This window comes from Legionella rowbothamii (assembly GCF_900639985.1).
GTDB lineage: Bacteria > Pseudomonadota > Gammaproteobacteria > Legionellales > Legionellaceae > Legionella > Legionella rowbothamii.
On record NZ_CAAAIM010000001.1, the window covers coordinates 362,923 to 378,204 of the forward strand.

Sequence of the window (15,282 nt, forward strand, 5' to 3'; positions counted from 1 at the left end):
GTTTACTCCTTCTCCACATGCAACTTATCATACCGATTAAGTACATAAGCCCCTATATTCCGAGCAATCTCCTCCTCAGCAAAAAAGACTTTTCCTTCTATATCTGCCTGCAATAATTTTGCTTCTTTTTCATTATGAATGCGCACTACTGAATCTATATCAGGATTTAATTTCAACGCATTCCCTATCATTTTTCGTACATCAATGGTGTTTGAGATAAGAAGCATCAGCATACTCGCATGGGTTACTTGAGCTTGCTCCAAAACAAAGGGGTCAGCTGCGTCACCATAAATAGCAGGGATTCCATCTGCTCGTAATTTGGCAATTAATTCCCGATTATTATCCACTACCACATAAGGAATCTCTTTTTGAATTAATAACTTAGCCACACGTTCTCCTACTCTACCATAGCCAACTAAAACCACTTGCTTGCTGCGATACTTACCGGGAGTATTAACCGGTAAATGAGCTAATAGATCATCTGAGTGTTCAAGAAAAACCGACCATTTTGAATGCCTCTTGGTCCATTTCTTTATGGGGTCTATCAAACGGAAAATTAATGGGTTCATCGCAATAGAAATCAGCGCTCCGGCGAGAATAAAACTTCGTGCCTCTACAGGCAATACACCAAAGCGCACTCCTAATTCGGCGAGAATAAAAGAAAACTCCCCTATTTGCGCAAGACTTGCCGAAACAATTAATGCGGTATAAAAGGGGTATCGAAAAAGAAGGACTAATACAAAAGCCGCAACAGATTTTCCCAGAACAATGATGCAGATTACCTCAAAGATTTTTAAAGGATCGTGGACTAACACCATCGGATTAAATAACATTCCAACAGAGACAAAAAACAAGACCGCAAACACATCTCTTAAGGGTAGCGAATCTTCAGCTGCTCGATTACTAAAAGAAGATTCGCGTAAAACCATTCCTGCAAAAAAAGCACCTAAGGCAAATGAAACGCCAAATAGCATTGATGCAATATATGCAATACTGATTGCTGCTGCAATAATGCATAAAGTAAATAATTCCCGCGATCCGGTGCTCGCAATATGCCAAAGCACTATAGGAAAAATACGCTTGCCTACTACGAGCATCAGAAGAATAAAAGCCGCAACTTTAGCCAAAGTAATACTTAAAACAACAGCAAAAGGATGAGTCGCATCGATTTGTCCTACTGAACCACCAAGCCAAAAAGAAAATGGGGGGAGCAATACCAATACGACGACCATAACCAAATCTTCAACCAGGAGCCAGCCTACGGCGATATGCCCATTAATGGATTCAATAGCTCCCCGTTCTTCCAAAGCGCGCAATAGAACTACGGTACTCGCTACGGATAGAGACAGCCCAAAGATCAATGAACTTCCATAGCTCCAGCCCCATAAAATAGCAACAGCTGCCCCCAACAAGGTAGCCACCACTATTTGTACAATTGCTCCGGGTATCGCAATCGCTTTCACTTTTAATAAATCACCAAGGGAGAAATGGAGTCCTACACCAAACATCAACAACATAATTCCTAATTCAGCTAACTCTTGGGCAATATTCACGTCGGCAAATATTCCAGGAGTAAATGGACCAATTACAATTCCTGCCATTAGATAGCCCACTAAGGTAGGTAGTTTTAATTTGAGTGCAATAAAGCCAAACATAACCGCTAAGGCGAAGGCAAATGCAACAGTAGTTATTAACGGAAGCGAATGATGCATACTTACTCCTATAAAATAGTGCAGTCCCCTGATTTTCGATTAGTATTCACCTCTTCGTCTGTTTCTGGTGTTTTAGAATCCATCAACTGATTTTTATATTGAGTAGTGATTTGCATTGTATTCGTTGTAGTTTTAAGAGCTTCAGGTATTGGTTCAAGTTCGCCACTTAAGGATTTCCCTGTGAGCATTATAGCTTCCCTGTAAATAGTTTCCTCATCAGTTGATTTGCCTCGATAATATGGCTTTTCTATTATATCTCCGCATAAAAAATTAAAATCCCTCTTACGTACTGCCTCAGCTACATCCTTTAACAAATCACTCTGCTCAGGACCTGCAAAACTTATCATTCGTTGTATTTTTGCTAATAAAGCATCTCTTTTAGCAGATAGTTCCTGGCAATAGAGTTCATACTCCTCCCGATATTTTTCTTTAAACAGTGGATCAGAACCCATATGGGGATCACTAACAATAAACTCCACCGATCGTTTTTTTGTCCAAGTACCATTAAGTTCTTCGAGCCCCTGTAAAATCTGCTCATCGTTTTGATACTTTGCTTTTTTAGGAGTATAAGGTTCTGAATAACATGAACACATGGTTCCATTAACTGTTGCAAAAACATTTTTCACCTCAGACATATCTAAAAAACTTATTGTATAGTCGTTTATACTCTCCTCTTGGCATAATTGTTTTAAATAAGTTTCCATGCCTACTAAAGGATGCGTATCAAAAACATTGCCATGCTGCTCTTCTCGAATAGTGGTACATGGTGTCCCTAGTTCAAAATGAATTTTTTTGTCTTGTCCCTGATAACTTTTTAACGTATTTAACCACTCTTTAAAATTTTGATTAAAGCTATTATCGCGGTTTTCTCTAGTTGAGCGCATATGATAAAGTCCATAGCCCTGGTCGGTTTTCGCATAAAAAGCGGTGCATCCACTAAAATCGGTAGTAAAAATCTCCTTATGTGTATCGTTGGGCTCTATCGCTCCAGGACCATCCATTTCAACTTCTATTCGTTCTCGCATAGTCGATTCCTTGATACGCAAGTATTTATATATATTATATATCCATATCGTAATTATATTTTCACAACTGTACCAATGAAGAACATTATGTTATAATCATCCTCATTTTATTTAACTTAAATCAGCTTATGTTCCCTCTAGGCCTAGCTCCTTTTATTTATGTTAAAAAGAAAGAACAGCCGTTTTTTTTTATTAGTAACGAGAAAAAATACTTATGGAGCACACAGGCCATCGGTGCAGAACAGGACACCAGCCTGAGTATATATGAGTCTCTGATTAAGACCTGCCAACAAAATAGGGTTAGTTTCAAAGCTCCTGAACGACCTAGTAGGATAGCAAAAGAAAATAAAACATCACTGTCCCTGCCTCTGGGAAAATATAAACATAAAATACATTTAGAAGATTTTGATGAGTTAAATCTTGTTCAATGGTCAGATTTCGCCTCTGTTTTCGGTTATGTCTTATCAGAGATTATTAGTCATATCAACCAGGGGGAAACCGTTGGTATTAATTTCAGAGAGGTTTTTTTTGTTCCTAAGAATGAAACACCTCCTGAGCATTATCGTCCAGATATCGACATCTTGGTGACCAATGTTGCAGATTATAATAAAGCGAGAAACCGACTTTCTTATCAGTTGGGAAAATACCTTATTAACAAATTTAAATTTGCTCCTAATCAAGCTAACTCCAGGGATTTTAACTGGAGTGACTATAAAACACCTTTAAAGGATTATGATTATTTCGATTCTGTTTTTTCGGCCTATCTTTCTTTATATTATCAACGCCATTACGAGTTCAAAAACCAAAACGTCATAGCATTTACTTATCCCTTCTCGATTCGCGAATTGATGCTTTTTCTTCACAATCTTGCAAAAAACTCTTCTCAAGAATTAACGATTGTCCTCAAAGGACATCACTATGAAGATGAGCTCGAAAGACAACGAGCCTATGAAGAACTTATCGAATTAATCGCTGAGAGCAAGTGCAATTTCATTGTCCATTTTGTTTTAATAACAAAAGATAATGTTGACAGCAACCTACTGAATTTAAAACCTCATTCACAAGAAAAAATAGAGGGTTTTCAGCCTCTAGCGCATGGTGCAGGCTATTATTTTTCTTCAGCAAAAGCAACATCGCTCATTTATCGAGAGATTCAAGCCCGAGAAACCGTAAAAAATACCTGGCTATCCAGTTTAGAGCTACATACACGTCGAAAACCACTTCCTGGAGCGTATATATACGCTCCAGAAGTAAGCAAGAATGTTCGAGATTCAAAAACATTAACTCGAGAACAATTAAAATCTAAAGCACAATTGTCGATTACTCATCAGCAGAGCGTAGCGCATCAAGAGGAGTTAAGCCAAACTCAAGCAATCAATGAACAAGTACAGGAACAATTGACTCAAAACGTAACTCTGCAGCAAAATTTTACGTTTGAGCATGGGCTTTCTTGGGATTTTAAAACAAGTTTGGGTGATTTCTGCAAAAAAATAGAAGCTTATGCAAAGAAAGCACTGTCACAAATTACTGAACATGAGCGCATGTTAGAACAAGCAGGTTATCTTACCCAGTTTTATCTTAAAAAACACAGTAAACTCCATTTCTATGAGCAGTTAGCGAGTAACTCTAACTTTCGATTACAGATTGCTTCACGTATTTTTGGTAATGCTTTAATTGAAGATGAAAAAGGCAAATTACTTCAGGTTCCACTCCCTCACTTCCCATTAGATGCAATGGAGGAACCCATTGCTGATGCATTAATAAAGGACATTGAGCAAACAGATGGTCTTTTTCCTAAAGAATGCGTCATTAAAGATTCTTTTTTCTATGGGCGTACTTTATGCGGCTTAAAACGAAAACTCAAACCAGGTGTGCATCTATTCACGCCTCCTAAAATTTTTTCTAGTTTATCCTACCAAGCTCAGTTGCAAACAGAGAACTCGGACAACACAACACCAACCGTATTTCAAACCCCATTAACTCATTCGGCCTTGTTATCTGAGGAACAACTCAATGCCGTTAAAGAAGATTTCCAACGTAAACTGATACAAACAGCAGAACAATTATTAAGCTTATTTAAGCCTCATGCGCCACTTAATGCACGAGAGATCCAAGCTCTAGAGACTCAGCTTTTAAGCTTGGTTTGTTTTTATTTCCCAAATAATGAGGGGGATATAGCGCGTTTAGAAAAATTTATTTTTCAGTTTACAGATCATAATGAAGACAATTTAAAAATCTTACTGCAAATCATAATTGGTAAACATAAAAGTGGGTTGGCAGCATTTTTCCAATTGCTGTCCTTTTTAAAGTCACGATCTCTAGTAGATTATTTTTACAAAATCTATTTTCAATACGCTTTAAACGTTTCATCCGTTGAGCAAATACTTCAAAATGCCTCATTTAATCCGTTTTTAAAACTTGCGTCCAGAATTCCAATGGGAGCAAAAATTAATGAATGGCCTGATTTTGAGTTGTTCGCCTTTCATTTCCTAATCTTTGCCGCACAAAACAGGCTAATCATAGATTATCATGAATTCGTAGAATTAGAGCGCTTCTGGAATCGCATTTATGCAAAATTCTTGTTTTATAGTGGTAATCAAGAAGCGGAAGCACGAAAACTAACTCATCAGCTTACCCAAGAATTAATTCATAACGATGGCTTATCTATTGCTCCAATTTCTGAAATTAAAACATTCTATATTGGCTTAGAAAAGCTGATTGATCATGCAATAGAAAAGAATTCTTTAAAAGAGCAAATTGACGAAATCAAGGGTATTTCGCTATTAGCCACTGATGCACATTATGCTTTGGAATGGAATGGCTTTAATGTGCTAAGTGCAGAAATGCAAATTCACTCTGCTGCCATCAATCCATTTACTAAGTCTTACGCTGTCTCTAGTGAAGAATTAGTACACGCTATGATGGCTCATCAAACAGAAGCACCATCACTAAAAACCACGCTCTTTCGCTTCTTGGGAACTCAGTCCCTTCGTCAGGACATTTCATTTTATCGTCAATTGTATCAAGCTACAACAGACACCAATGATGCGACTAACGCCTATCTTTCAGAACTTTTATGTGCATACCACGCACTTACTTTTACTGACAATGGGTATCACGAGACACTTGTTGCAGAAACATTTAAAGAAAATTTTATTCGCTTTTTAGCAACTCACCATTTAAGTATAGATTTATCCCCTCTTCAAATTTCTGACCAAATTAATCGCTTTCTCGGACATCTAAACCAAATCCCAACAGATGAGCATAATGGGATACACAGTTTATGGAGTATTTGGAGAGGCCAGCGGCTGGATGCATTTAAAATAAACAAAGAACCTATTCCAAACATTTTTTTAAGAAAATTTTCTTCAAAAAAGTTAGGACATTTTTTATTTACTCAAAAAGAACAATTGGAAAAAGCACTCCCTGGACTAAATAACAATCCTCAAATTGTCCAATCTCTTATTTGTCTGTGGATGGATGAGTTTAATATCGCAGCAGTACACCAAAAACTCATACTTGCTTATTTAAAGAGACTTTATCCTGGGTTGGATGCCAAAATCCTTTTGCGTAATCTGATCCAGATTAACATTTTTTTAGAGTCACTATCTTCTATTTCACGCAGTAATCCTAATGGTTTTATTTATTTAACACTAGAGACCCTCATTGAAAAAAATACCAATGTAGAGGCTTTATTATGCTTTATTAAACTCTTTGCTACAGAGATATCCAAACAACAAGGGCAAGCCATTACAGATAAAAAGGCTTCATCCTTTCTTTTAGCCCTTGCTAAAAAACCGCATATTTACTATGGCTTGCCTCAAGCAAAAACGTTAATTCGTATCCTTATAGAGTCTTCTTTTAAATTTGAAGAACATCCTCGATTCCTTTTAGACCTCATAGAAAAACTACTACCTCTAGGTAACGAGGAGGCCGAAAAGGTATTTACTGTTCTAAATCAAATGATAAAAAATAATGATGGGCTTGAATTTTTAAATGCCCACTCTTATTTAAGCGCGCAGCAATTAAAAGAAATCACCCTATTTCTCACCAAAGTTAACTCATACTCCTTAGGCATAGACCTTATCAAGGGCCTATTCGAGCTAGATAGTGCTTATGATCTTGCCGAATTAAATGCGGCTTTGAATGAAAAAAACAGTGAAGAGGCACAATGTTTATTAAAACTTGCTCAGAGTATTTGTCAGCATACAAAACAACCTTTGGCCGATGAGTTACGAAAATTAAAAGATAAACCTTTATCAGCGTTAAAAAAACTAGCTCAACTGCATCAAGTGCAGTTCATTAGCACTTCAGAAATTTTAACGTTATTAGATAGGGCTTCTTTAGATGGGGCTATCACTCACCTTAAACGTCAAAAATCCCAAGAGAATCTGCAGCGCTTTGAGTATGATGCCGAAGTGGTTAAAGCAAAAATTGCCGCGATTAAACTGAAATCTCATAAAACTGATGCCCCCCTTCCTTTAAGTGAGGAAGAACAAGAGCGTTTATGGGCTGATTATCAATTATTAATGGCGCACATGGTTGAAAAACCATTTAAATTTGAATCCTCTGGAATCACAAAAGAATGCACCATTTATGATTTAGATGAAACTGACTTTCCGATTGTATTTAAAGCGCTGCAAGAACGTATTGCGAAAGGAGAGGAATGCCATCACAATCAATTACTCTTAATCGCCTTAAGTGCAGAAGCGCTTTACCAAACCACAAAAAAGTTTCCACGTTGCACACAAATACTCACTTTATTAAAACGCTTGCACTATCCTGGAAACTTGATCCACGAACTCAAAACAGGAGAAGGGAAAAGTATTGTAGGTGCCATGCATGGTGCCTGGCTTTGCGCTCTAGGGCACACGGTCGATATAGCCACTGAAAACGACGAATTAGCTCATAATGCTTTAGATAAATTTGGCCCCTTCTATCAGTATTTAGGGATTGGCCACGGAGAAAATATTCTTGCCGCTCAAAGCGCTCATCATGAATATGTTTCCAATGGTATAAATTATTCCACCGCATCAAATCTTGCGCTTTTTCGCACGCGCATGACTTTAGAAAAGAAGCCACTTCCTAAAAATCCTGCTTTAGTATGTGATGAGATTGATGCGATATTAACAACAACCATCCAGTTTCGTTTGGCTGCCAGCCTAGATCCATTATTAACTGAGACTAAGAAATGGACCAAAGCTTATCAATTGCTTCTGGAGTTTGTAAAAGAAAAAGAAATCTATCTAGATAATCCCTGCAGTACACAAGATGACGTTTTAAATTTAAGAAACTATTTTATTGCCAAAAATCCTGACCAAGACTTCTTTGAATTTACGAACAAAATTTCTAATGAATTACTCAACACCTTAATTGAATCCTCTATGGTAACTCATGAGTTAGAAGAAAAAGTGGATTATTATGTGGTTGAAGCGGATGAGAAACAATATTATGCAGCCCCAATCCTTGCAACTACTAAAAGACCTGATCCTAAAGTAAGCTATTCAGAATATGTACAACAGCTATTGCATACCGCACTCAATGACAAAAATCCACCTCCGACGTATCCTTTTGCTATAAAACCAAGCACCGAAACATTGGTAGCAACCAGTGCTAAAAACTTTTTTGATTATTACCGCTTAAATGATGGGCCAGTTGTCGGATTAACCGGAACCTCTGGAAGTCGTGTCGAGCTGGCCGAATTTTATGAGCAACAAGGATTAGTCGCGTTTAAATACCCAACATTCTACCCCGATCTTTCTGAAGACTTAGGCTTAGTCACAGCCTTTGGGCGAGAAGAGCATCTGAAAAAAATCCATGAATGGATTGCAACTTATAAACGACAAAACCCCTCACAGCCTATTTTATTGATCACCCCGTCTCCCCAAGCTACAGAAAATATATGGGCCTTCTTAAAAACAAAAACCAAATGGCCGTTGCAATGTTTTCACGGCTACGCTGAGGCTGGAAAATCAGAGGCAAATGTCATTTATACCGCAGGTAAAGATGATTTTCTTACTCTAGCAAATCAAAGTTTAGGGCGTGGAGCAGATATAAATCCGGAGCATGAACAAGGATTACTGGTTATTAACACCTGCACCGATCTGACCCCCAGCGAGTTAGATCAAATAAAAGGTCGAGCTGCCCGCAATGGCGAACAAGGGGGATATATTTCTCTTATTGATGCACAAAATATTGGTAGCCCTAATGATTCAGCACAAACATTAGCTGATGCCTTTAAAGCCCATCAACTCCAAATTAGTTGGAAACAGCAGCAAGAACGTTCAAAAATGCGTCTACTAGAAGACGCTCGCTATTTTATGATCCACGAGTATGTTCTTAAACTTCGTGAAACAGCGGATAAAATTTTAATTCGTCAATATGGGGAAAGCGCATCAATTACAGATCACGCAAGTTTACTTAGAACGTTAAGCACGCTGAATCACAATGCAGAGAAGCATTATGAACAATTGTTAAATAATCACAAGGCACTGGATAGCAATGCTACCCATGAGTTTTTAACTGCCCGAATTAGCGATCAGAATAGAGTGCTTGATTTATGGCTTCCGCAAAATAAATTTAATTCAGTGCAATTTGTGGAGCCATCTATTCCTCTTGACGTGTTAACGAGTGCTGCGCCGCAATTCTCCGATGTAACACTTAATCAATTAAGTGCTATGGCCGATATTTTCTATCGCAAATGGAGCATGGATGGTCATCAGAAAACGGTAGAAAATATTCATAGACTAGAAGAGATTAATGAGCTGTTTGATCCTTACTTTAAAAATAAATGCAGCTTTAAACAGGCACTCGGACAAGCATTAGAACAAAAGAAATATCTTCAGCCACAACTTATTCACAGCCTCACTCTAGAGGTTAAATCTAATGTTGATGAGCTCATTGCCTATGCACAAAATATCCCAGTAATCGGCTATTTAGTACCTGCTGAGCGCATTAAAACCTTTGTTTCAGAGTATCTGGAGACCACTAAAAAGCAAATTGAAGAGAAAAAATGGGATGAGATAAGTCTACCACAAATAGATTTATCGAGCGTTCGTTCTTGGTTTAGTGGAATCAGCACGGCATTGACAATCAGTGCGGTGTTGATGGGAGGTCCAATCCCCTACATTATAAAGAGTTTTATAATACCTACTATTTTTGGGTGGATAAAAAACAAACTTAAAAGCAGCTTTAGCGATTCAGAATCACTAATAGCACAAATACTAATTGGACTTGATGATATTGGTAATGACCTGTGCACGGTAATTAAAGCACTTACAGAGATATCGAATGAAAAGGAAATTAAAGTGGGTTGGATCCTAGATAATTTGGGGCCACTTGCAAAAAATAAAGCGCTACTGTTGGCCTTATCAAAATATTTAGAACTAACTGGGAAGAAGGAGCTTATCCCCCTAATTCCAATAATTCCGGAAGTTTTAAACCTTTTAGAAGCTTATCGAGAAGAACAACCCAGAGCATTATTAAACGTCGATGCTTTAATGACGTTTTTATCCTATGCATCTCGCTCTGAACCTATTTTAAACGCTCTAGAAAATACTCCGTATAAAATGAGTTTGCAGCGAGCATCTCAACTAAACTCTGATTTTATTAGTCAAATTAGTAACCTTTCTTCCTATGAGTTTTTAAATTTACTAAAAGTTATTGCTCATCCCAATTTCTTTTCTCTATTGGGAAAACTTCCAGCAGCGACCCACTACGAACAGCTCTGCCAGTGGCTGGAAAACATACCTGAGGATTTGCCTGTTGATTGCCAAAATGCCTTAAAAGAATTCCTAGATTATCAAAAAGATCCTGAACGAATTGCCGAAGAAAGCAAACAGGACTTGTTGCATTTGCGTACTAAATTTAGCCTAACCATGGAGCGGTTCACCACAGGGTTAGAGCGATTAAAACCAAGACTAGTGATAAAACCAGAAGAGCCTTCTACCTTAAAAGCTGAAGTTCCACAAAAAAGCTTTTGGAGTATGCAACAGATATTAATATGCTCGGCGACTTTAGCTATTCTAGCTTGCAGTGCGGTCTATCTTTCAATTAGCCTCGCACTTACTGGTGTGTTTCTTATGGGCTGGATGGCATTCCCCCTCCTTGAACAACAAATTTCTAGCAACCTAGAGCCTGTGCAAAATATAGACCCTAACGAACCGCCATCTGAACCCTCGCCATTGGCTTTGCTTAATAGTAACCCGGTTAATATTCCTAATTCGAACCAAGAGAAAAATGAACGCTTTAAGGTGCAAGAAGAGCGACTCAATCTCAATGAGTCAAGAAATATATTTTTTGCGAAGACATCTGTTCCAAAAAAACGGTTTGTAAAAGACCAAGACCTGGAACCAAATCGTATAGTAGCCGTACTATAGATCATAAGGTAGGTAGTGTATTAAAAGTAGCGTAGCATGATTGTTCCAACTAATGGTATGTATTTAACTCACCGTTCTCGTAAATTTTCACGACTAAAGTAAATTACAAGGTAAAGCGTCCATTATCTTGTGCATTTGACCTGAACCATCCCGGGGTAGGTTGAATATAAGGCACATTGATCGTATAATGCACAGCAATTGTTAAGCGAATTAATACCCACTAACCACAACCAGGTATAAAACCATGCTAAGCCGTGAACAAATATACACCATGCTCATGATACGTAATCGCGAAAACACCATTTTTTCTGAATTTCCAGTTGATTCAATTCGAGAAATCAGAGGGTGGGCAACAAGCGATGTAGCACAGGCATTGCAGTATGCAGCGTATGCTCGAAAAGAAGATGTGGACGCACTGCTTAAAATGTTAGATGAGAATCCAACGTTACTGCTTCAAAGAGCCGATGTGAAAACACCTGGTGGCAATGAAATAAGAAATGTAACCATTTATGAATTGGTATTGGGTGCTGGGGATTATGAGCTGGCTAAGATGGTGCAGGGTTATTTCTCAAAAATAAAAGATGGTGAGCAGCAAAAAATACGCCAATATGAGCGCTATAAACCCCACATTGATGGCATACTGAAACAAGAACCCTATAAATTAGAGCTATTAATTCAAATCATTAAAGATGCTTCTGCTGAAGATGTAACGGCACTGCTCAAAAAAGATATGACGCGCGCGAGTAAGATTCGTGATGCCATCATTAAATTTCGAAAGGACTGGGCGCCTCGAATTATGACGAAACCCTGTATGCATTATAACTATGCAAGTCTTCTATATGCTTTTGAACTACTTGACCGTGAATGGGATGATTTATATAAAACAAGCGGCGATAATTGGGACAAGATTCGTTTGGTGTGGCGGCAATTAATCGGTTTTGAAATGAGGCGCTTGCCCGGTATTGATAGATGTCTGATGGCGCAGGGTCTTTATTATATGATAGAAAAAAAGGAGTCGGTCGGGAGGTCCTATAAATTTAGAGATGGTGATGGGAATTTTTCAATTTTTACTACCGATGATTCGCTTGATGGTCTTGGTGGGGATTTTTCGGTCAATATATTCGGGTTCGGCCCGTCGGCTTTGAATACTGGGGTTTCCTGTGGCACCGCACGACACCTGCATCGTTGTTTGGAAAAACTTATGTCGAACAAAAACTTACAACTTGCAGAACTTATGCAGTCACAACCAGTGCATCAACCGACTGGATGTCTAATTCTGTGAAATGAAGGCTTGAAAGTGCAGTCGCGAACGCGGCTGCTTTCTCGTGCTTACACACATCAATAAAGTGCTGCAAAAGCACCTGGTATTGCCAAGTTGCTGAAGTTTTTCCACCACATGCCCCATCGATGAAAGTAATTTCTGATTCGGCGAGCAGAGAACCCATCACTCACCATATACTGTTTGAAAAATAAGGAAATTGCTCTATAGTTTTTTAAACCAGGGTACAGATCCCGTATTCTATAGTTCGATGTCATTATGTAGGCGCCCAGAATTGGAGTATAGCACGCCCTTTTCTGCTGGGCTTAACAAGCCCAGCCTATGCGATTTTCCTCGCGTTCCCGCAGCTTTTATGGCAGAGCAAAATGCCATCCCATTGCTTTAGACAGTCCTTCCAACATGATTTCTCCACGTATACTATTGCCTTTAGAGTTAACTCGTGGACTAAGAACAACAATACCAGCCTTGCCAGGAACAGTCGCTATAGTGTAACCAGAGACCCCGCTTTTAGCAGGCATTCCGATTTTTACCATGTGAGTACCTGTTTCGTCATATAAACCACAGGTAGCCATGATAGCAACCGTAATTTTGCAAGTTTCAGCAGAGATAATTTGTTCACCACTCATGGGATCCCTTCCCCCATTGGCCAATAAGGTAGGGAGATACAGCATTTGCTCCAACATTGCCTCATAAGAACATAACGCAAAATAAAGATCTAAGGTTTCATGAACATCGGCACCGAGATTATTTCTGCTTTTCAATAAATAAGCGAGTGAGCGATTGCGATTTCCTGTGCGTTTTTCCGAAGCAAAAACTAAAGGATTAATATTTAATCGTTCTTTAAATAATTTTTGTACCCAATGTTCTAACCACCTAAATTGTTGCTCGCCAGCACCAGGTATGCGTGAGCATAAAGTAATTGCTCCCGCATTGAGCATGGGATTTGACGGTTTGGGTCCAAATTGTTCTAAACGAGTAATTGAAGCAAAATCATCCCCCGAAGGTTCCACCTTAACCCATTCAAATAATTGCTCCTCCCCAAATTCTTCGAGCAAACCGATGAGGGGAATCATTTTAGCGGTGCTTTGTAGTGTCACCGGATGAAGAGAACTATTGCTATAAGAAAGCGCCGACTCTCCTATAGGGTGTACAGCAATTGCTGTTAATTCGTGATTGACATTAGCAAGTTCGGGAATGTAATCAGCTGTCTTGCCTTCTTTATTTAATTCAGCTGCTTGCGCAAGCTCTTGTAACAAACTAATTGTAAGTGACTTCGATGACATAAGGTTACTAGCATGAAAAAAGGTCTATTATGGTAGATTTAGCACAGTAAAACAAATATTTTGTTTCTAAATGCTTTTTTATTTCAATTTGCTCTTAGTTAAATCGATCAGCAGAACAAGCTATACTTAACAAGTAACATACTCTTTCAAACAAATAAGAGTAATAAGGAGGGTATCATGTTAGGATGGGCATTAACCTTTTTAATTATTGCACTTATTGCTGCAGCATTTGGGTTTGGTGGTATTGCGGTAGCTGCTGCAGGGATTGCAAAAATCTTATTCTTTTTATTCTTGGTCATTTTCCTGGTATTTTTAATTATGGGTTTGCTAGGACGACGACCCCCACCTCCACCATTATAATTTTTCGCAGTAAAATTTGGGGATAAAGGCTTCAGCCTCTATCCCTGTGTTTAATTTTGTATAACTAAGGACAATTTCGATGGAATACAGACAACTTGGAAAGTCAGGCTTTAAGATCCCCGTGCTAAGCTTCGGGACGGCTACTTTTGGTGGTGGAAATGATTTTTTTAAATCATGGGGTAGCTCAGGAGTAAAAGAAGCAAAACGGCTTGTTGGTATATGCCTTGATGCAGGAGCTAATCTTTTTGATTCTGCGGACATCTATTCTGATGGGCTTGCAGAAGAGATTTTAGGCAAAGCTATATCTGGTAAACGAGAGCAAGTCCTCATATCGACTAAAGCTACTTTTCGTTTAGGTAAGGAAGCAAATGACCTAGGTTCTTCTCGTTTTCATTTATTAAAATCATGTGATGAGCAACTTAAACGCTTAAAAACTGATTATATTGATTTGTATCAGATGCATGGCTTTGATCCACTCACTCCTGTAGAAGAAGTATTAAGAACATTAGAAACCCTGATACAAAGCGGAAAAGTACGCTATATAGGCTGCTCCAATTTTTCAGGGTGGCATTTGATGAAATCACTTGCAGTAGCTGATGCGATTGGCACAGACCGATATATAGCGCATCAAGTTTATTATTCATTGATTGGGCGGGATTATGAGCATGAATTAATGCCTCTAGCCTTAGATCAAGGGGTAGGCGCTCTTATTTGGAGTCCTTTAGGCTGGGGACGTTTAACAGGAAAAATACAACGCAATAAACCTTTGCCTCCTATAAGCAGGCTTCACAATACATCTACAGAATCAGGTCCACCAGTTTCTGATGCAACATTATATAATATTGTGGATGTATTGCTGCAGCTTTCGAATGAAACAGGAAAAACGGTCCCCCAAATTGCATTAAATTGGCTTTTACAAAAGCCCAGCGTTTGCAGCGTAATTATTGGCGCAAGAACGGAAGAGCAGCTGCATCAAAATCTAGGCTCTGTGGGTTGGAACTTAACGAATGAGCAAATAAAAAAGCTTGATGAGGCCAGCACACAAACACTTCCTTACCCTTATTGGCATCAGGCTCAATTTCAGTCGGATAGAATGGGGAGTTAGAAATTTTGACCTTTATGGAATAGCGCGCTCATTCACGAGAACGTATGCCCTCGTCGATAATTGTGCTTAGCCCTATATACTACCTGGTTTATAGAGATTAAAAACAATTAGGAACACGCGCCAAAACATTCTCGTGAATA

The 15,282-nt window shown here is 38.6% G+C and carries 7 protein-coding genes; 4 read left to right on the top strand and 3 right to left on the bottom strand.

Translation table 11 applies throughout. The features are described from left to right. Positions 1–2 precede the first annotated feature (2 nt). Positions 3–1,712: a cation:proton antiporter domain-containing protein gene (locus E1P08_RS01495; protein ID WP_133135250.1), complete on the bottom strand. Its 1,710-nt coding sequence runs from the start codon at positions 1,710–1,712 to the stop codon at positions 3–5. 8 nt (positions 1,713–1,720) lie between these two features. Beyond that, complete coding sequence (locus tag E1P08_RS01500) at positions 1,721–2,737, bottom strand: hypothetical protein (protein ID WP_133135251.1); 1,017 nt, start codon at positions 2,735–2,737, stop codon at positions 1,721–1,723. Between the two features lie 128 nt (positions 2,738–2,865). Between E1P08_RS01500 and E1P08_RS01505 the strand changes: the two genes are divergently transcribed. Both E1P08_RS01505 and E1P08_RS01510 read left to right on the top strand, forming a co-directional pair. Beyond that, positions 2,866–11,115: a preprotein translocase subunit SecA gene (locus tag E1P08_RS01505; protein WP_133135252.1), complete on the top strand. Its 8,250-nt coding sequence runs from the start codon at positions 2,866–2,868 to the stop codon at positions 11,113–11,115. A 244-nt stretch (positions 11,116–11,359) separates the two neighbouring features. Continuing rightward, a complete protein-coding gene (locus tag E1P08_RS01510) occupies positions 11,360–12,397 on the top strand; it encodes a hypothetical protein (protein WP_133135253.1) in 1,038 nt (345 codons plus the stop codon). 347 nt (positions 12,398–12,744) lie between these two features. On the opposite strand, the gene glsA is transcribed toward E1P08_RS01510, so the two are convergent. After that, entirely contained in the window at positions 12,745–13,677 is a 933-nt protein-coding gene (gene glsA, locus E1P08_RS01515) for a glutaminase A (RefSeq protein WP_133135254.1), read from the bottom strand. A gap of 177 nt (positions 13,678–13,854) precedes the next feature. Here glsA and E1P08_RS01520 point away from each other — a divergent pair, with 177 nt between their 5' ends. Together E1P08_RS01520 and E1P08_RS01525 are read left to right on the top strand one after the other, a co-directional pair. Next, positions 13,855–14,037: a DUF1328 family protein gene (locus E1P08_RS01520; RefSeq protein WP_133135255.1), complete on the top strand. Its 183-nt coding sequence runs from the start codon at positions 13,855–13,857 to the stop codon at positions 14,035–14,037. Between the two features lie 79 nt (positions 14,038–14,116). Beyond that, complete coding sequence (locus tag E1P08_RS01525; protein WP_133135256.1) at positions 14,117–15,142, top strand: aldo/keto reductase; 1,026 nt, start codon at positions 14,117–14,119, stop codon at positions 15,140–15,142. Positions 15,143–15,282: the final 140 nt, after the last annotated feature.

Coding starts and splice junctions, on each gene's coding strand:
- E1P08_RS01495 (WP_133135250.1), bottom strand. CDS start 1,712: ATGCATCATTCGCTTCCGTTAATAACTACTGTTGCATTTGCCTTCGCC.
- E1P08_RS01500 (WP_133135251.1), bottom strand. CDS start 2,737: ATGCGAGAACGAATAGAAGTTGAAATGGATGGTCCTGGAGCGATAGAG.
- E1P08_RS01505 (WP_133135252.1), top strand. CDS start 2,866: ATGTTCCCTCTAGGCCTAGCTCCTTTTATTTATGTTAAAAAGAAAGAA.
- E1P08_RS01510 (WP_133135253.1), top strand. CDS start 11,360: ATGCTAAGCCGTGAACAAATATACACCATGCTCATGATACGTAATCGC.
- glsA (WP_133135254.1), bottom strand. CDS start 13,677: ATGTCATCGAAGTCACTTACAATTAGTTTGTTACAAGAGCTTGCGCAA.
- E1P08_RS01520 (WP_133135255.1), top strand. CDS start 13,855: ATGTTAGGATGGGCATTAACCTTTTTAATTATTGCACTTATTGCTGCA.
- E1P08_RS01525 (WP_133135256.1), top strand. CDS start 14,117: ATGGAATACAGACAACTTGGAAAGTCAGGCTTTAAGATCCCCGTGCTA.